Source organism: Pseudomonas sp. S2_H10 (assembly GCF_054668285.1).
The window spans coordinates 3,885,438-3,907,484 of record NZ_CP162754.1 but is presented as its reverse complement, the minus strand read 5'-3'; the positions used below and the strand labels follow the sequence as shown (position 1 = coordinate 3,907,484).

20 protein-coding genes are annotated in these 22,047 nt (G+C 60.1%); 16 read left to right on the top strand and 4 right to left on the bottom strand.

What is annotated here, in order from left to right; all coding sequences use genetic code 11:
* Positions 1 to 85 precede the first annotated feature (85 nt).
* Genes tauA through tauD form a run of 4 tightly spaced genes read left to right on the top strand, consistent with a single transcriptional unit; the run spans position 86 to position 3,590 of the window.
* Entirely contained in the window at positions 86 to 1,063 is a 978-nt protein-coding gene (gene tauA, locus AB4O16_RS17455; RefSeq protein ID WP_160390759.1) for a taurine ABC transporter substrate-binding protein, read from the top strand.
* 15 nt (positions 1,064 to 1,078) lie between these two features.
* Complete coding sequence (gene tauB, locus AB4O16_RS17450; RefSeq protein WP_460155402.1) at positions 1,079 to 1,873, top strand: taurine ABC transporter ATP-binding subunit; 795 nt, start codon at positions 1,079 to 1,081, stop codon at positions 1,871 to 1,873.
* A complete protein-coding gene (gene tauC / locus AB4O16_RS17445) occupies positions 1,870 to 2,703 on the top strand; it encodes a taurine ABC transporter permease TauC (RefSeq protein WP_160390760.1) in 834 nt (277 codons plus the stop codon). The genes tauB and tauC overlap by 4 nt, the downstream gene beginning before the upstream one ends.
* A gap of 44 nt (positions 2,704 to 2,747) precedes the next feature.
* Positions 2,748 to 3,590 carry a taurine dioxygenase gene (tauD, locus tag AB4O16_RS17440; protein ID WP_460155401.1) on the top strand — a complete coding sequence of 281 codons (843 nt, stop codon included), beginning with the start codon at positions 2,748 to 2,750 and terminating at the stop codon, positions 3,588 to 3,590.
* 93 nt (positions 3,591 to 3,683) lie between these two features.
* Here tauD and mgrA read toward each other — a convergent pair whose 3' ends face one another.
* On the bottom strand, positions 3,684 to 4,721 hold the full coding sequence (gene mgrA, locus AB4O16_RS17435) for an L-glyceraldehyde 3-phosphate reductase (protein WP_160390762.1): 1,038 nt from the start codon (positions 4,719 to 4,721) through the stop codon (positions 3,684 to 3,686).
* Positions 4,722 to 4,959: 238 nt separating this feature from the next.
* Between mgrA and AB4O16_RS17430 the strand changes: the two genes are divergently transcribed.
* The gene (locus tag AB4O16_RS17430; RefSeq protein ID WP_160390763.1) at positions 4,960 to 5,220 is read left to right on the top strand and encodes a hypothetical protein; all 261 of its coding nucleotides are present in this window, start codon (positions 4,960 to 4,962) and stop codon (positions 5,218 to 5,220) included.
* A gap of 24 nt (positions 5,221 to 5,244) precedes the next feature.
* Here AB4O16_RS17430 and betT read toward each other — a convergent pair whose 3' ends face one another.
* On the bottom strand, positions 5,245 to 7,200 hold the full coding sequence (gene betT, locus AB4O16_RS17425; protein WP_460158068.1) for a choline transporter BetT: 1,956 nt from the start codon (positions 7,198 to 7,200) through the stop codon (positions 5,245 to 5,247).
* A gap of 358 nt (positions 7,201 to 7,558) precedes the next feature.
* On the bottom strand, positions 7,559 to 8,485 hold the full coding sequence (gene epsC / locus AB4O16_RS17420; protein ID WP_150716138.1) for a serine O-acetyltransferase EpsC: 927 nt from the start codon (positions 8,483 to 8,485) through the stop codon (positions 7,559 to 7,561).
* Between the two features lie 191 nt (positions 8,486 to 8,676).
* On the opposite strand from epsC, the gene AB4O16_RS17415 reads away from it, so the two are divergent.
* From AB4O16_RS17415 to AB4O16_RS17365, 11 genes are all read left to right on the top strand, one after another.
* Complete coding sequence (locus AB4O16_RS17415; protein ID WP_460155400.1) at positions 8,677 to 9,669, top strand: D-cysteine desulfhydrase; 993 nt, start codon at positions 8,677 to 8,679, stop codon at positions 9,667 to 9,669.
* Between the two features lie 260 nt (positions 9,670 to 9,929).
* A complete protein-coding gene (tcyJ, locus tag AB4O16_RS17410) occupies positions 9,930 to 10,730 on the top strand; it encodes a cystine ABC transporter substrate-binding protein (protein ID WP_160390765.1) in 801 nt (266 codons plus the stop codon).
* The gene (gene tcyL, locus AB4O16_RS17405) at positions 10,730 to 11,395 is read left to right on the top strand and encodes a cystine ABC transporter permease (protein WP_007983131.1); all 666 of its coding nucleotides are present in this window, start codon (positions 10,730 to 10,732) and stop codon (positions 11,393 to 11,395) included. Before tcyJ ends, tcyL begins: the two co-directional genes overlap by 1 nt.
* Before the next feature lie 4 nt (positions 11,396 to 11,399).
* Positions 11,400 to 12,155: an L-cystine ABC transporter ATP-binding protein TcyN gene (gene tcyN, locus AB4O16_RS17400; protein ID WP_160390766.1), complete on the top strand. Its 756-nt coding sequence runs from the start codon at positions 11,400 to 11,402 to the stop codon at positions 12,153 to 12,155.
* A gap of 482 nt (positions 12,156 to 12,637) precedes the next feature.
* The gene (locus AB4O16_RS17395; RefSeq protein ID WP_160390767.1) at positions 12,638 to 13,402 is read left to right on the top strand and encodes a hypothetical protein; all 765 of its coding nucleotides are present in this window, start codon (positions 12,638 to 12,640) and stop codon (positions 13,400 to 13,402) included.
* 266 nt (positions 13,403 to 13,668) lie between these two features.
* Entirely contained in the window at positions 13,669 to 14,901 is a 1,233-nt protein-coding gene (locus AB4O16_RS17390) for an SfnB family sulfur acquisition oxidoreductase (protein ID WP_160390768.1), read from the top strand.
* A 23-nt stretch (positions 14,902 to 14,924) separates the two neighbouring features.
* A complete protein-coding gene (locus AB4O16_RS17385; RefSeq protein WP_460155399.1) occupies positions 14,925 to 16,118 on the top strand; it encodes an SfnB family sulfur acquisition oxidoreductase in 1,194 nt (397 codons plus the stop codon).
* On the top strand, positions 16,118 to 17,476 hold the full coding sequence (locus AB4O16_RS17380) for an LLM class flavin-dependent oxidoreductase (protein WP_160390770.1): 1,359 nt from the start codon (positions 16,118 to 16,120) through the stop codon (positions 17,474 to 17,476). The genes AB4O16_RS17385 and AB4O16_RS17380 overlap by 1 nt, the downstream gene beginning before the upstream one ends.
* A 129-nt stretch (positions 17,477 to 17,605) precedes the next feature.
* Positions 17,606 to 18,415 carry a MetQ/NlpA family ABC transporter substrate-binding protein gene (locus AB4O16_RS17375; RefSeq protein ID WP_460155398.1) on the top strand — a complete coding sequence of 270 codons (810 nt, stop codon included), beginning with the start codon at positions 17,606 to 17,608 and terminating at the stop codon, positions 18,413 to 18,415.
* A 2-nt stretch (positions 18,416 to 18,417) separates the two neighbouring features.
* Positions 18,418 to 19,539, top strand: a complete 1,122-nt coding sequence (locus AB4O16_RS17370; protein ID WP_160390772.1) for a methionine ABC transporter ATP-binding protein — start codon at positions 18,418 to 18,420, stop codon at positions 19,537 to 19,539.
* Complete coding sequence (locus tag AB4O16_RS17365; protein ID WP_460155397.1) at positions 19,529 to 20,173, top strand: methionine ABC transporter permease; 645 nt, start codon at positions 19,529 to 19,531, stop codon at positions 20,171 to 20,173. The genes AB4O16_RS17370 and AB4O16_RS17365 overlap by 11 nt, the downstream gene beginning before the upstream one ends.
* Positions 20,174 to 20,244: 71 nt before the next feature.
* Here AB4O16_RS17365 and AB4O16_RS17360 read toward each other — a convergent pair whose 3' ends face one another.
* Positions 20,245 to 22,044: an RHS repeat domain-containing protein gene (locus AB4O16_RS17360; protein WP_460155396.1), complete on the bottom strand. Its 1,800-nt coding sequence runs from the start codon at positions 22,042 to 22,044 to the stop codon at positions 20,245 to 20,247.
* Positions 22,045 to 22,047: the final 3 nt, after the last annotated feature.

Below are 22,047 nucleotides of genomic sequence, written 5' to 3'. Positions count from 1 at the left end.
CGAAAAAGTTATTTATTTTCGAATTCTTAGATCATTTAGTCTCCTTATCACGCCGACACTCGGTCGCCTGACAAGGAGCTTTCTGATGAAACTGACTTTCCCTCTACGCTTGCTGGCGGCCGCTACTTTGGCAGCAGCCAGTTTGCTCGCCCAGGCGGCCGACGTCACCGTCGCCTACCAGACCACCGTTGACCCGGCGAAAGTCGCCCAGGCCGACGGCGCTTACGAAAAAGCCACCAAGGCCGATATCAGCTGGCGCAAATTCGACAACGGTGCCGACATCATCGCTGCCATCGCCTCCGGCGACGTGCAGATCGGCTACCTCGGTTCCAGCCCACTGACCGCTGCAATCACTCGCAAAGTCCCGGTGGAAACCTTCCTCATCGCCACCCAGATCGGCGCCGCCGAAGCCCTGGTCGCCCGTGACGGTTCCGGGATCAAGACCCCGCAAGACCTGATCGGCAAGAAGATCGCCGTGCCGTTCGTTTCCACCGGCCACTACAGCCTGCTCGCCGCGCTGAAGCACTGGAACATCGACCCATCGAAAGTCACCGTCCTCAACCTGGCACCGCCAGCGATCATTGCCGCCTGGAAACGCGGTGACATCGACGCCACCTACGTCTGGGACCCGGCTCTTGGTGTGGCCAAGGAAAACGGCAAGGTACTGATCACCTCCGGCGAACTGGCCAAGTTCGGTGCCCCGACCTTCGACGCCTGGATCGTGCGCAAGGATTTCGCCGAGAAGCACCCGGAGATCGTCACCGCGTTCGCCAAAGTGACCCTGGATGCCTACGCCGACTACCGCAAAGACCCGCAAGCCTGGCTCGCCAATCAAGGCAACGTCGACAAGCTGGTAAAACTGTCCGGCGCCAAGGCCAGCGACATTCCGCTGCTGCTGCAAGGCAACGTCTACCCGTTGGCGGCTGATCAGGTCATCACCCTCGGCGCGCCGACCACCAAGGCCATCACCGACACAGCGGCGTTCCTCAAGGAACAAGGCAAGGTCGAGGCCGTGCTGCCGGACTACGCGCCGTACGTCAGCGCCAAATTCATCACCAACTGATCGGGAGTCAACGCGATGGCTTTGCTACAGCTGGAGCGCATCAGCGCACAGTACCCCGGCAACCCGGAACCGGTGTTGGCGGATATCTCCCTGAGCCTTGGGCCCCGGCAATTGCTGGTTGCCCTCGGCCCGTCCGGCAGTGGCAAGACTTCGCTGTTGAACCTGATTGCCGGTTTCGTCGAAGCCAGCGCCGGGCGCATCACCCTCGACGGCGTGCCCGTCAAAGGCCCGAGTGCCGAGCGCGGCGTGGTGTTCCAGGACGACGCGCTGTTGCCGTGGCAAGACGTGCTGGCCAACGTCGGCTTCGGCCTGGAGCTGGCCGGCATCGCCCGGAACAAACGCGAGGCCCGCGCCCGGGAAATGCTCGCCCTGGTCGATCTTTCCGGTTTTGAACAGCGCCGCATCTGGCAGCTTTCCGGCGGCCAGAAGCAGCGAGTCGGCCTGGCCCGCGCCCTCGCCGCCGACCCGCGCGTGTTGCTGATGGACGAACCTTTCGGCGCCCTCGACGCCTTCACCCGCGAGCAGATGCAGGAGCTGTTGCTGCAAGTCTGGCAACGCACCGCCAAACCGGTGTTCCTGATTACCCACGACATCGAAGAAGCCGTGTTCCTCGCCACCGACCTGATTCTGTTGGCGCCCAACCCGGGGCAAATCGTCGAGCGCCTGAGCCTCGATTTCGGTCAGCGTTATGCCGCCGGTGAGTCGGCCCGCTCGATCAAATCCGACCCGCGCTTCATCGAAACCCGCGAACACGTACTCGCCAAAGTGTTCTCCCAACGCAGCGCCGCCCAGCGGCAGGAGCGCGCATGAGCAGTTATGAAATTCCCGTCGCGGCGATAAAGCCAGGCACCCCCGTGACTGCGCCACGACGCAGCTTGAGCACGCGCTGGATCAGTGTGCTGACGTTGGTCGCTCTCGTTGCCATTTGGTGGGCCGTGACGGCGACCGGTTTGATCGAGCCGCTGTTCCTGCCACCACCTTCGGCCGTGCTGCAAAAAGGCTGGCTGCTGGCGACCTCGGGTTATATGGACTCAACCTTGTGGCAGCACCTCGGCGCGAGTCTGAGCCGCATCGGCCTGGGCCTCGGTTTTGCGATTCTCACCGCCGTGCCGGTGGGCATCGCCATCGGCGCCAACCGTATCGCCCGTGGCGTGCTCGATCCGCTGATCGAGTTTTACCGGCCGATTCCACCGCTGGCCTACCTGCCGCTGATCGTGATCTGGTGCGGCATCGGTGAATTGTCGAAAGTGCTGCTGATCTACCTGGCGATCTTCGCCCCGATTGCCATCGCCACCGCCACCGGTGTGCGCACGGTCGACCCGGCCAAATTGCGTGCCGCACAGTCGCTGGGCGCAACGCGTGTGCAGTTGATCCGCCACGTGATTTTGCCGAGTGCCTTGCCGGACATCCTGACCGGTGTGCGCATTGGCCTCGGTGTCGGTTGGTCGACGTTGGTCGCCGCTGAATTGATCGCCGCCACCAGCGGCCTGGGTTTCATGGTGCAGTCGGCCGCGCAGTTCCTGGTCACCGATGTGGTGGTGCTGGGGATTCTGGTGATCGCGCTGATCGCCTTCGCGATGGAGTTGGGCCTGCGTGCCCTGCAACGCAAACTGGTGCCGTGGCATGGCCAGGCCCACTGATGACTCCCACAAAAAACACGGCACCCGGATTCAAGAGAACCACCATGAGCCAACTGACCATCGTCCCCCTAAGCTCTGCCCTCGGCGCGCAAATCAGCGGCATCGATATCAGCCAACCGCTGAACCCGGAGCAGCGCGATGCCATCGAGCAGGCCCTGCTCAAGCATCAGGTCCTGTTCTTCCGCAACCAACCGATCACGCCGCAGCAACAGGCACGCTTCGCGGCGAATTTCGGCGACCTGCACATTCACCCGATCTACCCGAATGTGCCGGAGCAACCGCAAGTGCTGATCCTCGACACCGCCGTCACCGACGTGCGCGATAACGCGATCTGGCACACCGACGTGACCTTCCTGCCGACCCCGGCCATGGGCGCAGTGCTCAGCGCCAAGCTGCTGCCGGAGTTTGGCGGCGATACGTTGTGGGCCAGCGGGATTGCGGCGTATGAAGCCCTGTCGGCGTCGATGAAAACCTTGCTCGAAGGCCTGACCGCCACCCACGACTTCACCCGTTCGTTCCCGCTGGAGCGCTATGGCAACACGCCCGAGGCGCTGACCCAATGGGAAGAAGCACGACGCAAGAATCCGCCGCTGTCGCACCCGGTGATCCGCACGCACCCGGTAAGCGGACGGCGCTCGTTGTTCGTCAACGAAGGTTTCACCTCGAAGATCAACGAACTGTCGGAAACCGAAAGCGAGGCGATTCTGAAGTTTTTGTTCGCCCACTCCACGCGGCCGGAATTCACCATTCGCTGGCGCTGGCAGCAGGACGACATTGCGTTCTGGGATAACCGCGTGACCCAGCATTACGCGGTGGATGATTACCGGCCGGCGCGGCGGGTGATGCAGCGGGCGACGGTGTTGGGGGATGTGCCGTTTTTCAGATAGATGACTGCTGCGCAGTCAATCGCTGGCAAGCCAGTTCCTACAAAGACCCATACATTCTGTAGGAGCCGGCTTGCCGGCGATGCGATCTGCAGGTTACTCAGCCGTCGAAGGCTTCTCCCAAAGATTGATCCCGCCCTCTTGGGCAAACCGGTCAATCTCCGCCAGCTCATCCGCACTGAAGCTCAGGTTCTTCAACGCCCCGACGTTCTCGATGATCTGCTCGGGCCGGCTCGCGCCGATCAATGCCGAAGTGACCCGAGGATCGCGCAGCGTCCAGGCCAGCGCCAGTTGCGCCAGGCTCTGGCCACGACGTTTGGCGATTTCGTTGAGCGCACGAACCTGCGCGATGTTGGCGTCGGACAAATGCGCTGCCTGCAACGAACCACCGCCCGGACGATTGACCCGCGCATCCGCCGGTACGCCGTTGAGGTACTTGTCAGTCAGCAATCCCTGCGCCAGCGGCGTGAAGGCGATCACGCCCGTGCCGAGTTCATCCGTGGTGTCCAGCAGGTCTTTTTCCACCCAGCGGTTGAGCAGGTTGTACGCCGGCTGGTGGATCAGCAACGGCACCTTCCACTCCTTGAGCAACGCCGCCATTTCCCGGGTTTTCACCCCGGAATAGGACGAGATGCCGATGTACAACGCCTTGCCCTGTTGCACCGCTGTGGCCAGTGCGCTGGCGGTTTCTTCCAGAGGCGTGTCCGGATCAAAACGGTGGGAATAGAAGATGTCGACGTAATCCACGCCCAGGCGTTGCAGGCTCTGGTCGAGACTGGCCAGCACGTACTTGCGCGAACCGCCGCCCTGACCGTAAGGGCCAGGCCACATGTCCCAACCGGCCTTGCTGGAAATGATCAGTTCGTCGCGGTACTGCTTGAAGTCTTCGCGCAGCAGACGGCCGAAGTTGATCTCGGCGCTGCCATACGGCGGGCCGTAGTTGTTGGCCAGGTCGAAATGGTTGATGCCCAGGTCGAACGCTGTACGCAACAACGCGCGCTGGGTATCGATCGGCGTGCTGTCGCCAAAGTTGTGCCACAGGCCCAACGACAGCGCGGGCAGCACCAGACCGCTGCGGCCCACGCGGCGGTAAGGGATGGAGTCGTAGCGGTTTTCGGCAGCGGTATAAGTCATCGAATCCTCTCTTGTCGGTCTTGAATCTGGTATCGACTGCTTTGCCAGTCGCCCAGCATACGCCCGCGCGGACACCAGAAAAGCCGGGATTCGACTAATAGCTGAAACGTTTCACAAAAAACCCGATCTGCCCGCAGCATTGAACAAGGCAGCGACAGGCTTGCGCGATCAGGGTCGACAGGAACACAGTCGCCAAAGCAACGAACAGGCGATACCTGTCGCAAGGATGGAGCAAACCATGCACACCACGATCATCATCACTTTCGGCCTGGTCCTGCTCGCGATGATGCTGTTCATCGGCGAGAAACTCGGCTTCAGCCGCCAGACGCTCACCTTCAGTTTTGTGATCCTGTGGCTGGCGCTGACGGTGATCAACGGCGCCATCGGCATAGTGTCCGCCGGTCAGTCGCTGAGTACGGAACTGGGGATCGGCACGATGGTGTTCAGCATTCCGGTGGCGGCGCTGGTGTTGTTCATGGTGCTCAGCGCCGAGAGCTGAAAGCCCCGGCGCCCTGCCCCGCGATCAACGCACCAGATGCAGGAACTGCATGTGCCGTTCGTACTGGTCGAGGATGTCGTTGATGATCTGCTCCTTGGTGTAGCCCATCAGATCGTAGTCCTGACTGCCCTCGCTCAAATGCACTTCGGCCCGGTAATAACGGCGATTGTTGAGTTGCTTGGAACCCATGCCGCCACGAGCAAAGGACGGCGTGAAGTAACCGCGCATCTGCACCTGATAAACGAACGGATGCTGATCGCCATGGCCGATTTCCAGGCTGACGCTGTCATTGGCCGGGTCCGGGTGTGTCGCTACGTGCAAACCCTTTTCGATGAACACGGCAGAGACTTCTTCAATCGCCGGGCGCACCGTTGTGTCGAGGAAGCGATAGACCTCATCGCGCGACGGAAAATGCACCGCCTGGCTCAAGCGTTGCCGCCAGCCGCCGCGCCGGGAACCGGACACCGGCGCCAGGGAATGCATCTGCGCGATCTGCTTCTGCGACTCCAGATAAAACGCCTTGTGCAGCCCCCACATCATCAACAGCAGGATCAACGAGAACGGCAACGACGTCAGGACCACCGCCGACTTCAATGCATCGATGCTGCCCGAGAACAGCAAGGCGCTGGTCACCAGCGCAGTCATTGCGCCCCAGAACACCCGCAGCCATTTCGGCCCGTCTTCATCGGGACTACCGCCCTTGGCGGACAGCGTCGAGAGCACCACGGTGCCGGAGTCGGCCGAGGTGACGAAGAACACGAAGCTGATGAACACCGTGACCGCGATGACGGTTTTGCTCCACGGGTAGGTTTCCAGCAGCAGGTAGAGGGTCATCGACGGGTTGTCGATGGCCGACATGCCGAGCGCGCTCATGCCGTGGTTGAGCACCTGGTCGATGGCGCTGTTGCCGAAGATCGACATCCACGCCAGGGTGAAGCCGAGCGGAATCAGCAGCACGCCGAAGACGAATTCGCGGATGGTCCGGCCACGGGAAATCCGCGCGATGAACAGGCCCACGAACGGCGACCAGGCAATCCACCAGGCCCAATAGAACACCGTCCAGCCGCCCAGCCAGTCGCTGGGTTTGTCGTAGGCGTAAAGGTCGAAACTCTTCATCGACAAGGCGCCGAGATAATCGCCGACGTTCTGGATCAGGGTATTGAGCAAATGCTGCGTGGGGCCGGCGAACAACACGAACAGCAGCAGCGCACAGGCCAGCAGCATGTTGATGTCGGACATCACCCGCACGCCCTTGTCGACGCCGGATACGGCAACGATGATCGCCGCACCCATCATCAGCGTGATCAGGCCGACCTGAATCCATTGGGTGTGGGCGATGCCGAACAGGTAGTCCAGGCCCGAGTTGAGGTGCAACACGCCAAAGCCCATGTCGGCACCGAGGCCGAACACCGTGGCGATGATGCCGAAGCCATCCACCGCGTAGCCGATGGGGCCGTTGATGCGCTTGCCAATCAGCGGGTACAGCGCCGAGCGCAGGGCCAGCGGCAGGTTATGCCGGTAGGCAAAGTAGGCCAGCGCCATCCCGACAAAGGCGAACACACCCCAGCCATGCAGGCCCCAGTGCAGAAACAGAATCTGCATCGCCTGGCGCGCCGCATCCGCCGTACCGGCCTCGCCCTGGGGCGGTTGCAACATATGGGTCAGCGGCTCGGACACGCAGAAGAAAAACAGGGTGATGCTGATCCCGGCGGCGAACAACATGCCGGCCCAGGACAGGTAGCTGAATTCGGGCTCGTCGTGGTCGGCACCGAGTTTGATCTTGCCGTAGCCCGATAACGCGGTGACCACCACGAAGACCAGATACAGGGTCATCGCCAGCAGGTAATACCAGCCGACCGTGTTGGCCGCCCAGTTTTGCGCCGCCAGCAACCAGGCACCGGCCTGCTCGGGCATGGCGATGACAACGATGCCAAACAACAGAATGAAACTCGCCGAGAACCAGAACACCGGCGGATTCATGCGGATCAGACCGCTTGGAGGAATGGACGATGCACTCATGTACGGTGCACCTCGAAGGGGAAAATCGTGGCTGTAGAAATCGGACTCAGCAAAGGCAAGCCTCCTGTTGTGAGCGGGCAGCGAACCACCGGTTTAACTTGAATGAACGTTCAAGTTAAACATGGATAGGGGGCTAAGGACTAATCGCAGGGCTCGGCGGTGGTGTTCTTACGCTAGCTCAAGGGAGGAAATAAGCAGGATTTAAAAGCTTCGCGAGCAGGCTCGCTCCCACAGAGGAACGCATTTCAATGTGGGAGCGAGCCTGCTCCGGGCGGCGTTCCGACGAAGAGGTCGGGACAGTCAATGAAGATTCAGGAGCTTACTTCTGCGCCCCATCATCATGCTGCAGGTTCGCCTGGGTCAGGTTGCTGCCCGCCGGCACGCTACGGGTCAGCCAGACATTGCCGCCTATGGTCGAACCCTGGCCGATGGTGATCCGCCCGAGAATCGTCGCCCCGGCATAGATCACCACGTCATCCTCGACAATCGGGTGCCGCGGCTGGCCTTTCTGCAACTGACCGTCTTCGTCCGCCGGGAAGCGCTTGGCGCCCAGGGTAACGGCCTGATAAATCCGCACGCGCTCGCCAATGATCGCCGTCTCGCCAATCACCACGCCTGTGCCGTGGTCGATGAAGAAACTGCGGCCGATCTGCGCACCGGGGTGGATGTCGATGCCAGTAGCCGAGTGGGCGATTTCCGCACTGATCCGCGCCAGCAACGGCAGCCCGGCGCGGTACAAATGGTGGGCAAGACGGTGGTGAATGACCGCCAGAATCCCCGGATAGCACAACAGCACTTCATCGACACTGCGCGCCGCCGGGTCACCGTGATAGGCCGCCAGCACGTCGGTGTCCAACAGGCTGCGCAGCCCCGGCAGAGCAAGGGCGAAGTCCTGAATGATCTGGATGGTCCTGGCTTCGATTTCGGTATCGGCCTGAGCACTGTGGCGCGCGGCGTAGCGCAATTCGAGCCGCGCCTGGGCCAACAGCGCGTTCAGCGCCACATCCAGGGTATGGCCGACGTAGAAGTCTTCGCTCTCCTCGCGCAGGTCAACCGGCCCCAGTCGCATCGGGAACAGCGCACCGCACAAGGCTTCGAGAATCTCTGCCATGGCCGCCCGGGAGGGCAGCTCGCGACCGCCCTGTTCGGTACTGGCCCGGCCATTTTGCGCTCGCCACTGCTCACGCGCAGTGCGCAGCTGGCTGACGATGGTCTGCAATTGCCAATGGCTGGAACGCTCACTCACGGTAAAAAACTCCTCACGGGCGACCGGACTGTCTGGCCGCACTGACGGCGATTACTTTACGGCAAGGGTTGCGAGGCAAATTAAGAACCAATAGTGCTGTACTCAGTACAAATGGCTATAAGCGATTGGCGGTTGCCCAGGCTTTGGGGCGTGCCTATAGTCCTGAGATCTTCCACGGCCAGTACGGACCCATGATCAAACAACAGCTTGCCCGCTTTAACCGCCTTGACCTGCTCGGTCAGCCCACCGCCCTGGAAAAACTCGAACGCCTTTCGACCTGGCTGGGACGCGATGTTTACGTCAAGCGCGATGACCTGACGCCGCTGGCGATGGGCGGCAACAAGCTGCGCAAACTCGAATACCTGGCCGCCGATGCGCTGGCCCAGGGTGCCGACACCTTGATCACCGCCGGCGCACTGCAATCGAACCACGTGCGCCAGACCGCCGCCATTGCCGCCAAACTGGGGCTGGGCTGCGTAGCCCTTCTGGAAAACCCCCTCGGCACCGATGACAGCAATTACACCGGCAACGGCAACCGGCTGCTGCTCGACCTGTTCGATTGCAAGGTCGAACTGGTGGAAAACCTCGACAACGCCGACGAGCAACTGCAAGCCCTGGCCAACCGACTGCGCAGCAACGGCAAGAAGCCGTACCTGGTGCCGATCGGTGGCTCCAATGCGCTGGGCGCCCTGGGCTATGTGCGCGCCGGACTGGAACTGGCCGAGCAGATCAAGGACACCGGCCTGACCTTCGCCGCCGTGGTTTTGGCCTCGGGCAGCGCCGGTACCCACAGCGGTCTGGCCCTGGCCTTGAGCGAAGCACTGCCGGATCTGCCAGTGATCGGCGTGACGGTCTCGCGCAGCGATGAAGATCAGCGGCCAAAGGTTCAAGGCCTGGCCGAGCGCACCGCCGAACTGCTGGGCGTGAATCTGCCGGAGGCTTTCAAGGTCGAGTTGTGGGATGAGTATTTCGGCCCGCGTTATGGCGAACCGAATGCCGGCACACTGGCGGCGGTGAAGCTGCTGGCGGGGCAGGAAGGCTTGCTGCTGGACCCGGTCTACACTGGCAAGGCCATGGCGGGGTTGCTGGACGGGATCGGGCGTCAGCGTTTCGATGAGGGCCCGATTATCTTCCTGCACACCGGCGGGGCGCCGGCGTTGTTTGCCTATAAGGATTTTCTGTAACGCTCGTACGGGTACAACGCGAACAATGTAGGAGCTGGCTTGCCAGCGAAAGCAATCGACCTGGCTAGATATACCCTTAAGATATAACAAAAAGAATATTTATTATTTTCCTATCTAACGGCTCCATCTTATAGTCACGCCGCAGGCGAATTTGCAGCGAGACGCATAAGCTGCATTAGGGCAGGATATCGCAGTCGTCCAAATCCCGAATTTGCCAACTTTCCTAAAGCGTCTTCCATAAGAAAACACAGGGGCTTGTCATGAATTTTTCCGCACTACGCCGCAATCTGCTGGTGGGTTCTCTGGGCCTGGCATTGAGCGCCGGCCTGATCGGACAGGCGGTTGCCGGTGAGCAGCTGCAACAAATCAAGGACAAAGGCGTAATCAACGTCGGCCTGGAAGGCACCTACCCACCGTTCAGCTTCGTCGATGCCGACGGCAAGCTGAGTGGCTTCGAAGTCGAGTTCTCCGAAGCCCTGGCCAAAGAGCTGGGCGTGAAGGTCAAGCTGCAACCCACCAAGTGGGACGGCATCCTGGCTGCCCTGGAATCCAAGCGTCTGGACGCAGTGATCAACCAGGTGACCATCTCCGAAGAGCGCAAGAAGAAGTATGACTTCTCCGAGCCCTACACCGTTTCCGGGATTCAGGCGCTGGTGCTGACCAAAAAAGCCGCCGAGCTGAACATCAAGTCCGCTGCCGATCTGGGCGGCAAGAAAGTCGGCGTGGGCCTGGGCACCAACTACGAACAGTGGGTGAAAGAGAATGTGCCGACCGCAGACATCCGCACCTACGAAGATGATCCGACCAAGTTCCAGGACCTGCGTGTCGGCCGTATCGATGCCATCCTGATCGACCGTCTGGCCGCACTGGAATATGCCAAGAAAGCCAAGGACACCACCGCTGCCGGTGACGCGTTCTCCCGTCAGGAAGCCGGTATTGCCCTGCGCAAAGGCGAGCCTGAACTGCTGGCCGCAGTGAACAAGGCAATCGACAAGCTGCGCGCCGATGGCACCCTGAAAAAGCTTTCGGAAAAATACTTCAACGCTGACGTCACTCAATAATGGAAGAAGCTTTTCAACTCGCGCTGGACTCCGCGCCCTTTCTGCTCAAGGGCGCGTACTACACGGTCATCCTCAGTCTGGGCGGGATGTTCTTCGGCCTGGTGATGGGGTTCGGCCTGGCGTTGATGCGCCTGTCGCGCTTCAAACTGGTGAGCTGGATCGCCCGCATCTACGTGTCGTTCTTTCGCGGCACGCCCTTGCTGGTACAGCTGTTCGTGATCTATTACGGCTTGCCGCAACTGGGCCTGGAACTTGATCCGCTACCGGCGGCCCTGATCGGCTTCTCGCTGAACATGGCCGCCTATGCCTGCGAAATCCTGCGTGCCGCGATCAGCTCCATCGAGCGCGGCCAGTGGGAAGCCGCTGCCAGTATCGGCATGACCCGTGCGCAGACCCTGCGCCGGGCCATCCTGCCGCAGGCGATGCGCACCGCATTGCCGCCGCTGGGCAACAGCTTCATTTCGCTGGTCAAGGACACCGCGCTGGCCGCCACCATCCAGGTGCCGGAGCTGTTCCGCCAGGCACAGTTGATCACCGCCCGCACCTTCGAAATCTTCACCATGTATCTTGCCGCCGCTCTGATCTACTGGGTCCTGGCCACGGTGCTTTCGCACCTGCAGAACCAGCTGGAAGCGCGGGTCAATCGGCACGACCAGGAGTCCTGACCCAATGATTGTCGTGGAAAAACTGACAAAGCAGTTCAAGGGTCAAGTCGTGCTCAACGGCATCGATCTAGAGGTCAAGGAAGGCGAGGTGGTGGCGATCATCGGCCCTAGCGGCTCGGGCAAGACCACCTTCCTGCGCTGCCTGAATTTTCTGGAAGAGCCCACCAGCGGCCGGATCAAGGTCGGTGATATCGAGATCGATACCAGCCGTCCCCTGAACCAGCAGCAGAGCCTGGTGCGGCGCTTGCGCCAGCACGTGGGTTTCGTGTTCCAGAACTTCAACCTGTTCCCTCACCGCACCGCCCTGGAAAACGTTATCGAAGGCCCGATCATCGTCAAGAAGATCCCGCTCGCCGACGCCGTTGCCCTGGGTAAAAAGCTCTTGGCCAAGGTCGGTCTGGCAGGCAAGGAGGACGCTTATCCGCGTCGCCTCTCCGGTGGTCAGCAACAGCGCGTGGCGATTGCCCGGGCGCTGGCGATGGAGCCGGAAGTGATCCTGTTCGACGAGCCGACCTCGGCCCTCGACCCGGAGTTGGTGGGCGAGGTATTGGCGACCATCCGCGGCCTGGCCGAAGAGAATCGCACCATGGTGATCGTCACCCACGAAATGGGTTTTGCCCGGGACGTGGCCAACCGTGTGGTGTTTTTCGACAAGGGTGTGATCGTCGAGCAAGGCGAAGCGAAGGCGTTGTTTGCCAACCCGAAAGAAGAGCGAACCAAACAGTTCCTGAGCAAGTTCCTGAATAACGCTCACAACTAACACCCCCGCGCAACAACGGTAATCTTCCATGGATGGAAGTGATACCCCTCGAAATAGCCATGATTAATACCAAACTAATTTTATCTATTCGACCTGCATATCCTGTATGCGTGCGCGGTACATACATACACATCACAACCATTAAACAGTGCTGACCAAGTCAGATCGTCCTTCGCGGACGGGGCTGATGACTTTGCAGAAATCCGCCCGTATTCACGTGCTTTCAGCGGATAACTTCGACGCATGGGCATGGTTTAATTACTTCAGATTGTAGGAATTTTCTGAATAACACGACACACCACCTATAACTAACAATTCTTATTGACACTTGATCCCCCTGACTCTTATCTAGTCTCCAGCCAGCGATACTCATCACGCCCTGATCATTATTTCAACTCAAGATAATGAATGGTTTTTCTATTCGTCTTTTAGTTTTTGATATTCCAGAAACGGACTTCGTTGCAAGACTTCAAGGAGACTCCATGAAAAGCACCCCGAACAAATCCGGGCTTGCAGCCCCGACCCTGGCGCAATCCAACAAGACCGGTATCAACGTCACGTGCGCGGCGCACCTGCTGATCGATGTGGCGCCCTACCCCACCATGGACGCCGGTGACCTGATCGAACTGTTCTGGGACGACTGCTACGTGGCCTCCCGCGTGCTGACGGCCAGCGATGTCGGCCAACCGGTGCAGCTACGAGTGCCCGAGAGTTTTATCGCCAACGGTACTTCACGCTTTCACTACCGCGTGATGCAGGTTGGCCGGGGCCCGGCGATATCGGCCAGCGCAAACGTGAAGATCAAACTCGACTGTCCAGGCGGCCAGCCCTCCGCTTTATGTGGCGATGAAAACCAGTGCCTGGCACCGGTGGGTATACCCGACGCGATTCGCCGTCATGGGGTGAATCCGAACCAGATCAAACGCGGTGTTCCCTTGACCATCGAGCCGTACGTGAACATGGCCGTCGATGATGAAATCACCCTGCGCTGGGGCGATGTGCGCATGGACCTGCCACGGCTCAAGCCCACCGATGTCGGCCAGCCGATCCAGGTCTGGATACCGCCGGCCATCATCCTCGAAGCCGGCGAAGATCTGCGGCTGGAAGTGACGTACTGCATTCTCGACAGGGTGGGCAACAACTCCCGCTGGGCACCGGCTCGGACACTGAAGATCGGGTGCGCCAATCCTTATCTGAAAGCCCCCCCGAAGCAATGTCTCAATGCGGCTGAATCCCGCAAGCAATGAACACCGCTTCTGTGGTGAGGGGGCTTGCCCCCTCACCACAGGGTTTGCGATCTCCCCCGAGAACACCCTTCTATGCATATTCCTAAAAGTTAGTTCATAAATTATTTATACACGTTTAGGGTATATAGACCGGACCACCGGACATTCTTGTTTTCATGCGCTGCCACAAGCGGCGCTTCCATGAGATGTGAGGTAGGTATGGTCCGGAACACAATCACCCCAGTGCAGATCGCCAGGGCATTGCGTGCAGCCAGGGAGTGGCACTGATGTCCAGTCTGGCAGATGCAATCGTCCAGAGTGACCTGGACATCGCCCCGCTGTTGTTGCCCGCACAAATCCTGCGCAACGATGCCCAAGCCATCAAGGCGGCCCAAGAACTGGCGCAAGTCGCGCGCCTGCAAGCAGCCAAACGTGATCGGCAGCGCAAGCTGCCATGGTCTGAAATCGAACAGTTCACCCGCAGCGGCCTGGGCAGCATTTCCATCCCCCGGGTGTACGGTGGTCCGCAGGTTTCGTTCGTCACCCTGGCCGAAGTGTTCGCGATCATTTCCGCCGCCGACCCGGCGCTGGGGCAGATCCCGCAAAACCAGTTCGGCATTCTCAACCTGATACTCGGCAGCGCCACCGACGCGCAGAAAAGACTACTGTTCAAAAGCGTCATCGATGGCTGGCGAATCGGCAACGCCGGGCCGGAGCGCGGCAGCAAGAACACCCTGGAACTGAAGGCGCGCATCACCGCTGACGGCGTCCTCAACGGTCAGAAATTCTATTCAACCGGCGCCCTGTTCGCCCATTGGGTCGCGGTCAAGGCATTGAACGACGACGGCAAACAAGTGCTGGCATTCATCCGTCGCGGCACGCCGGGATTGCGCATCGTCGATGACTGGTCCGGCTTTGGTCAGCGCACCACCGCCAGCGGCACGATCTTGCTCAACAACGTGCAGGTCGAACCCGAACTGGTTGTGGATAACTGGAAGATCAACGACACGCCGAACATCCAGGGGGCCGTCTCGCAACTGATTCAAGCGGCCATCGACGCCGGTATCGCCCGAGGCGCCATCGACGACGCCATCGATTTCGTGAAAACCCGCGCCCGCCCGTGGATCGACGCCAATGTCGAACGGGCCAGCGATGACCTGTATGTGATCGCCGATATCGGCAAGCTGAAAATCGAATTGCACGCCGCCGAAGCGCTGTTGCGCAAGGCCGGACAGGTGCTCGATCTGGTCAGCGCTGCGCCGCTCACCGCCGAGTCTGCCGCCCGTGCCTCGATTGCCGTGGCCGAAGCCAAAGTGCTGACCACCGAGATTTCGTTGCTGGCCAGCGAAAAACTGTTCGAACTGGCCGGCAGCCGCGCGACCCTCGCCGAATTCAACCTCGACCGCCACTGGCGCAACGCCCGGGTGCACACCCTGCACGACCCGGTGCGCTGGAAGTATCACGCGGTGGGCGCCTATCGCCTCAACGGCACGCTGCCGGCAAGACATTCCTGGATCTGACGACCAGACATCTGGAGAAGCATATGAGCATTTCTCACCCCGTCGCGGTCATTACCAGCGATGAGCAAGCCCTGATCATTGCCAGCGATCTGGCCGATGACTTCAAACGCGACAGCGCCCTGCGCGACCGCGAGCGCCGTTTGCCGCACCCGGAACTGGAAGTGTTTTCCCGCTCGGGCCTGTGGGGCATCAGCGTGCCGAAAGAATACGGCGGCGCCGGTGTTTCCAACGTCACCCTGGCCAAAGTCATCGCATTGATTGCCCAGGCCGACGGCTCGCTGGGGCAAATCCCGCAGAACCATTTCTATGCCCTCGAAGTGCTGCGCGTGAACGGCAGCCACGAGCAGAAACAGCGTCTTTATGCCGAAGTCCTGGCCGGTCAGCGCTTCGGCAATGCGCTGGCCGAACTCGGCACCAAAACCGCACATGATCGCGTCACCCGCCTGACTCGCGACGGCAGCGGCTATCGCATCAACGGTCGCAAGTTCTACGCCACGGGCGCGATCTATGCCCAGCGCATTCCCACCTCGGTGGTGGATGAAAATGGCGTGCAGCAACTGGCGTTCGTGCCGCGCGACAGCAAGGGCCTGAGCGTGATCGACGACTGGAGCGGTTTCGGCCAGCGCACCACCGGCAGCGGTTCGGTGGTGTTCGAAGATGTCTTTGTTGCCGCCGAAGATGTCATCCCCTTTCAAAGTGCTTTCGAGCGCCCGACCCCGGTCGGCCCGCTGGCGCAGATTCTTCATGCCGCCATCGACACCGGCATCGCCCGCGCCGCCTATGAAGATGCGCGGCACTTCGTGCGCAGCAAAACCCGGCCATGGATCGACGCCACCCACGAAAAGGCCACGGACGACCCACTGACCCTCAAGAGTTTCGGCCACCTGAGCATTCGCCTGCACGCCGCCGAGGCACTGCTCGAGCGTGCCGGTGAATACCTCGACAAGGCCCAGGCCGAGACGAATGCCGAGACCGTCGCGGCCGCGTCGATTGCCGTTGCCGAAGCCCGCGCCCTGAGCACCGAAATCTCCCTGGCCGCCGGCAGTACGCTGTTCGAACTGGCCGGCAGCCAGGCGACCTTGATCGAACACGGCCTCGACCGCCACTGGCGCAACGCCCGGGTGCACACCTTGCACGACCCGGTGCGCTGGAAGTACCACGCCGTGGGCAATTACTACCTCAACGATGAAAACCCGCCGCTGCGGGGGACCATCTGATGACCGCCGCGAAAAAGAAAATCCTGCTCAACGCGTTCAACATGAACTGCATCGGGCACATCAACCACGGTTTGTGGACGCACCCGCGTGACACGTCAACCCGCTACAACACCATCGAATACTGGACCGAACTGGCGCAGCTGCTGGAGCGCGGGTTGTTCGACGGCCTGTTCATCGCCGACATCGTCGGGGTCTATGACGTCTACCAGAACTCGGTGGACGTGCCGCTCAAAGAGTCAATCCAGCTACCGGTCAACGATCCGCTGTTGCTGGTCTCGGCCATGGCGGCGGTCACTAAAAACCTCGGTTTCGGCCTGACCGCCAACCTCACCTACGAAGCGCCGTATCTGTTCGCCCGACGCCTGTCGACGCTCGATCACCTGAGCCGTGGCCGCGTTGGCTGGAACATCGTCACCGGCTACCTCGACAGCGCCGCCAAGGCCATGGGCCTGAGCGAACAGGTCGAGCATGACCGCCGCTACGACCAGGCCGACGAGTACCTGGAGGTGCTCTACAAACTCCTGGAAGGCAGTTGGGAAAACGGCGCGGTGCTGAACGACCCGCAACAGCGGATCTACGCGCAACCCGAGAAAGTGCACAAGGTCGAGCACAAGGGCGAGTTCTATCAGGTCGAGGGTTATCACCTCAGTGAACCCTCGCCGCAGCGCACGCCGGTGCTGTTCCAGGCCGGCAGCTCGGATCGCGGTTTGCTGTTCGCCGGGCGACATGCCGAGTGCGTGTTCATCAGCGGCCAGACCAAGGCCTCGACCAAGGTGCAGGTGGACAAGGTGCGCGCCAGCGCCATCGAAGCCGGGCGCAACCCCGAGGACATCAAGGTGTTCATGGGCCTGAACGTGATCGTTGGAGCCACCGAAGAGCTGGCCTGGGCCAAGCGCGCCGAATACCTGAGCTACGCCAGTGCCGAAGCCGGTGTGGCGCACTTTTCGGCGTCCACCGGGATCGATTTTTCTCAGTATGAAATTGACGAACCGATCCAGTACGTGAAGAGCAACGCGATCCAGTCCGCCACCAAACACCTGCAAAACAACGACTGGACCCGACGCAAACTGCTGGAGCAACACGCCCTCGGCGGTCGCTACATCACCGTGGTCGGCTCGCCTGAACAGGTGGCCGATGAGCTGGAATCCTGGATCGCCGAAACCGGGCTGGATGGCTTCAACCTGACCCGCATCGTCACGCCGGAAAGCTATGAGGATTTCATCGAACTGGTGATTCCCGAGTTGCAACGGCGCGGGTCGTACAAGACGGCGTACGACAGCGGCACCTTGCGCGAAAAGCTGTTTCAGCGGGAGGCATTTTTGCCTGAGCAACATACCGGTTCCGCGTTTCGCCGCTAAAAGCTTCGCGAGCAGGCTCGCTCCCACAGGGATTGTGTGAACACCCGAGATCCACTGTGGGAGCGAGCCTGCTCGCGAAGAGGCCTGACCAAACGACACAAACCTTATGCACTGACTGGACTACTCATCATGAAAAAGCACTACCTCTCTAACCCAGTCAAAGCACTGGCCCTGGCCCTCGGCCTGTTCAGCTCGGCAACCTTCGCCGCCGACGCCCCCCTGAAAATCGGCACCACCGCCGCCTTCGCCATTCCCCTGGAAGCGGCCGTCGAAGAAGCCGGCAAACAGGGCCTGAAAGTCGAGCTCGTAGAGTTCACCGACTGGATCGCGCCGAACGTCAGCCTCGCCGCCGGCGACATCGACGTGAACTACTTCCAGCACATTCCGTTCCTGGAAAACGCCAAGGCTGCGTCCGGTTTCGACCTGGTGCCGTTCGCGCCGGGCATCATCAACAACGTCGGCCTCTATTCGAAGAAATACAAAAGCTTCGACGAACTGCCGCAAGGCGCCAGCGTGGCCATCGCCAACGACCCGATCAACAGCGGACGCGGCCTGCAACTGCTGGCCAAGGCCGGTCTGATCACCCTCAAGCCCGGCGTCGGCTACAAGGCCACCGAAGAAGACATCATCGCCAACCCGAAGAAAATCAAGATCCTCCAGGTCGAAGCGGTGCAGTTGGTGCGCGCCTATGACGACGCCGACCTGGTGCAGGGCTACCCCGCCTACATTCGCTTGGCGAAAACCTTCGATGCCGGCTCCGCGCTGCTGTTCGACGGCCTCGACCACAAGGAGTACGTGATCCAGTTCGTGATCCAGCCGAAAAGCAAAACCGACCCGCGCCTGATCAAGTTCGTCGACATCTACCAGCACTCACCCGCTGTGCGCGCCGCGCTGGATAAAGCCCACGGCAAGCTCTACCAAGCCGGTTGGGAAAGCTGAGCATGACCGCCGCGATCCAACGGCGACTGGAGATTCCAGAGCCTCAACGTGCTGAACAAACCGAACTGCATCCCGAGCTCAATCGTGCCCATGTGCGCTTCATCAATCTGGGCAAAACCTACAACGGCCAGCAAGGCCCGGTGGCCGCGTTGCACGGCATCGACCTGGCGATCCAGCGCGGCGAAGTGTTCGGCATCATCGGCCGCAGCGGCGCCGGCAAGTCGTCGCTGATCCGCACCATCAACCGCCTGGAACAACCGAGCAGCGGTCGGGTGCTGATCGATCAGGTGGACATCGGCGAGTTCGACGAAGACCGCCTGGTGGCGCTGCGTCGACGCATCGGCATGATCTTCCAGCACTTCAACCTGATGTCGGCCAAGACCGTTTGGCAGAACGTCGAACTGCCTTTGAAAGTCGCTGGCGTGCCCAAGGAAAAACGCGAGCAAAAAGTTCGCGAATTGCTGGAACTGGTCGGCCTGCAAGCCAAGCACAAGGCCTACCCGGCGCAATTGTCCGGCGGGCAGAAACAGCGCGTGGGCATTGCCCGGGCGCTGGTGCATGACCCGCAAATACTGCTGTGCGACGAAGCCACTTCGGCGCTCGACCCGGAGACCACGCAATCGATTCTCGGCCTGCTGCGCGAGATCAATCAACGCCTGGGATTGACCATCGTATTGATCACCCACGAGATGGCGGTGATTCGCGAGATCTGTGATCGGGTGGTTGTCCTGGAACACGGACGCATCGTCGAGCAAGGCCCGGTGTGGGAAGTGTTCGGCAACCCGCAGCACGAGGTCAGCAAGACATTGCTGGCGCCGTTGCAGCACGCATTGCCGAAAGAGCTGCAAAGCCGTTTGCAGCCGCAGCCAAAGTCCTCCGACGCAGCCGTAGTCCTGCGCTTGCAGTTCACCGGTAGCCAACGCGACGAACCGGACCTGGCCGCACTGTTCAGCGCCCTGGGTGGGCGAGTGCGATTGCTGCAAGGCGGCGTGGAACGGATTCAGGGCCACGCCCTCGGGCAACTGCTGCTGGCGGTGACCGGCTCGTCCCTCGATGCCGAGGAGTTGTGTCAACGCGCCGCCCATTGGGCGCAACAGGTGGAGGTACTGGGCTATGTGGTTTGATCGCTTGCTGCAAGGTTTCATCGACACGTTTTTGATGGTCGGTGTGTCGTCGTTGATCGCACTGTTGGCGGGCATCCCGCTGGCAGTAATCCTGGTCACCAGCGCCAAGGGTGGCATCTTCGAAGCCCCAGGGCTGAACCGCGTTTTGGGTGCTTTCGTGAACCTGTTTCGCTCGGTGCCGTTTCTGATTTTGATGGTGGCGCTGATTCCGTTCACCCGGCTCATCGTCGGCACCACCTACGGCGTATGGGCGGCCGTGGTGCCACTGACCATCGCCGCCACGCCGTTCTTCGCGCGCATTGCCGAGGTCAGCTTGCGCGAGGTCGACCACGGCTTGATCGAAGCGGCACAAGCCATGGGTTGCCGGCGTTGGCACATCGTTTGGCATGTGTTGTTGCCGGAAGCGCTGCCGGGGATTGTCGGCGGGTTCACCATTACCCTCGTGACGATGATCAACTCGTCGGCCATGGCCGGGGCGATTGGCGCAGGCGGCTTGGGAGACATCGCGTATCGGTATGGGTATCAGCGGTTTGACAGCCAGATCATGTTGACGGTGATTGTGTTGCTGGTGGCGTTGGTGGCGGTGATTCAGTTGGGTGGGGATCGGTTGGCTCGGGGGTTGAATAAGCGTTGACCCAGGGAAGATTATTCCTACGCAGACCGTAGGAATAATCAACAGATAAATGCAGCTCATAGCACCTTGAATTACTTAACCAATGGATATGCCAAAGACTTCACCAGAATGGCGATAGAGTCTGCATTAGATAAAAGAACGCGATTTAAAAGCTCAGGGTTATCATTCAATTGCTTCTCAATACCGACTGCATCCGCTTTACCAAAGTATTTTTCTCGCCTTTCCGCGATGATATATTTCATTGAGTACTCTCCTATACTCGAATTTTGCAGACCGCTTGAAATCACATCAACTATCGAAGCAGATCTGTTTACATCATCGGGTTTTAAAACCCTATCAGCCGCATAATACATAAAATCCCAGGTAGGTTTTTTAAGACGATGTGATGACTCATGAATAATGATTGTCATTAACTCAACCGGTGACTTATCAAGAGCGTCACCACTTAAAAATATCCGCTTCTTTTTATCTTCGGGATGTGTGGATGCCACACTCGGGAGAATTTCACTCTTCGTTGACCAAACTAGCTGTTCAGCTCTGTCGCCCGCGTATTTATCGGCAGTTTTCTTTAACGGAATGAGTATTTTCAGCAAAGCGCTCCTCAAATCTTCAGGTTTAGCGAACGTGCCGAAGATTCTCGATGTAAAATCGCGATATACGGTATCCACATCACCTTCTTGCAGTACTCTGATCGCCTCACCTGTTGCAATTGGAACATTCCTTAACGCCGCCTCTAAACGCTCCCCCTTTTCCGCATTTACTTGCTTTATCTCACTTAGCCCCCGCGCAACAATTTCACTACCCCAGCTTGCTCTTGTCTTTTCCAATACATCATTTTTACCTTTGTACTTGACCAGACCGAGAGCATCTCGATAGTTGATCGCGTTATTTCCGCAAAACATATATAAATTAAGACCATCCATACTCCCACTTGGATCAGCACTTACCCAACGTCGTAACCACGGTGCGTAATACCGATAACCGTAGTAATAAAGCCCCGTCGTATCCCGTTCCTTGCCCGAATAACGGATGGTCTTGTATTTGGCCACCAATGCACTTTTGCCCGCCCAGCACGCCGTGCCGCCAAAGGGGTAATAGTGCTCATGAGTCAGCACGCCCGCCTCATGGTCAAGTTCCAGGGTGCTGGAGCCAAGGTGATCGCTGAGGCTGTAACGCCATTGATCGCCATGCTCACCTTGGGGCCAGTGCCGCGCCCGCACGTTGTTGCGCCCGGCTTCGACGCTGATCACGTGATGTTCTTCGCCATCGGCCTGGTGGTGGACTTCCAGACCCGGGAGGTAGCGGATCTCAGTGCGCAGGGTGCGGCCACTGCTTTGGACAAAACCCACTTTGCGCAAGCGATGGCCGGGGCGGTCGTAGCGGTAGCATTCGTAGTCGTCGGGGTCGGTTTCGCGGTTAACCAAGGTCACGTGGTGCAATTGGTTGCGTACGTCCCAAAGCATGGCTTGGCCGCGCTGCAGTTCCTGTTGATTGCCAGCGGCATCGAAACCCGAGGCGATATCGGGCTCGCCCGGCAGCGAACCGTCGTCACGTTGCCCGAGGCTGCGGTTGCTGCGTGTCGAGGTGAACATCGAGAAGCCAGGTGCACCGCTGTGCTGGCGGGTGATGAGATTGCCACCCCGGTCGTACTCGAAACGTTGGGTGTAATTGCGCCGTTGATTGGGGTCCAGCGGTGTGGGCAACAGTTCGGGTAGCGCGGGCCCATGACTCGGCTGGCTGACTTCCCAGCCCTGAGCCTCTACCAGTTGATAGAGGCTGTCGTAGCGGTAGTTGTTGATCGGGTCGATGCGCTGATTGTTGAAATGGGTCACGGGTTGGGACAGGTCGTGCAACTCGACGATGTTGCCCATCGC

Bases quoted from the DNA above. Each gene is read 5' to 3' on its own strand.
- AB4O16_RS17395 (WP_160390767.1), top strand. From the start codon at position 12,638: ATGAAAAGCACCCCGAACAAATCCGGGCTTGCAGCCCCGACCCTGGCG.
- tcyL (WP_007983131.1), top strand. From the start codon at position 10,730: ATGGAAGAAGCTTTTCAACTCGCGCTGGACTCCGCGCCCTTTCTGCTC.
- betT (WP_460158068.1), bottom strand. From the start codon at position 7,200: ATGAATCCGCCGGTGTTCTGGTTCTCGGCGAGTTTCATTCTGTTGTTT.
- tauD (WP_460155401.1), top strand. From the start codon at position 2,748: ATGAGCCAACTGACCATCGTCCCCCTAAGCTCTGCCCTCGGCGCGCAA.
- AB4O16_RS17370 (WP_160390772.1), top strand. From the start codon at position 18,418: ATGACCGCCGCGATCCAACGGCGACTGGAGATTCCAGAGCCTCAACGT.
- AB4O16_RS17380 (WP_160390770.1), top strand. From the start codon at position 16,118: ATGACCGCCGCGAAAAAGAAAATCCTGCTCAACGCGTTCAACATGAAC.
- AB4O16_RS17430 (WP_160390763.1), top strand. From the start codon at position 4,960: ATGCACACCACGATCATCATCACTTTCGGCCTGGTCCTGCTCGCGATG.
- tauA (WP_160390759.1), top strand. From the start codon at position 86: ATGAAACTGACTTTCCCTCTACGCTTGCTGGCGGCCGCTACTTTGGCA.
- tcyJ (WP_160390765.1), top strand. From the start codon at position 9,930: ATGAATTTTTCCGCACTACGCCGCAATCTGCTGGTGGGTTCTCTGGGC.
- tauC (WP_160390760.1), top strand. From the start codon at position 1,870: ATGAGCAGTTATGAAATTCCCGTCGCGGCGATAAAGCCAGGCACCCCC.
- mgrA (WP_160390762.1), bottom strand. From the start codon at position 4,721: ATGACTTATACCGCTGCCGAAAACCGCTACGACTCCATCCCTTACCGC.
- AB4O16_RS17385 (WP_460155399.1), top strand. From the start codon at position 14,925: ATGAGCATTTCTCACCCCGTCGCGGTCATTACCAGCGATGAGCAAGCC.
- AB4O16_RS17360 (WP_460155396.1), bottom strand. From the start codon at position 22,044: ATGGGCAACATCGTCGAGTTGCACGACCTGTCCCAACCCGTGACCCAT.
- AB4O16_RS17365 (WP_460155397.1), top strand. From the start codon at position 19,529: ATGTGGTTTGATCGCTTGCTGCAAGGTTTCATCGACACGTTTTTGATG.
- tcyN (WP_160390766.1), top strand. From the start codon at position 11,400: ATGATTGTCGTGGAAAAACTGACAAAGCAGTTCAAGGGTCAAGTCGTG.
- AB4O16_RS17375 (WP_460155398.1), top strand. From the start codon at position 17,606: ATGAAAAAGCACTACCTCTCTAACCCAGTCAAAGCACTGGCCCTGGCC.
- AB4O16_RS17390 (WP_160390768.1), top strand. From the start codon at position 13,669: ATGTCCAGTCTGGCAGATGCAATCGTCCAGAGTGACCTGGACATCGCC.
- AB4O16_RS17415 (WP_460155400.1), top strand. From the start codon at position 8,677: ATGATCAAACAACAGCTTGCCCGCTTTAACCGCCTTGACCTGCTCGGT.
- tauB (WP_460155402.1), top strand. From the start codon at position 1,079: ATGGCTTTGCTACAGCTGGAGCGCATCAGCGCACAGTACCCCGGCAAC.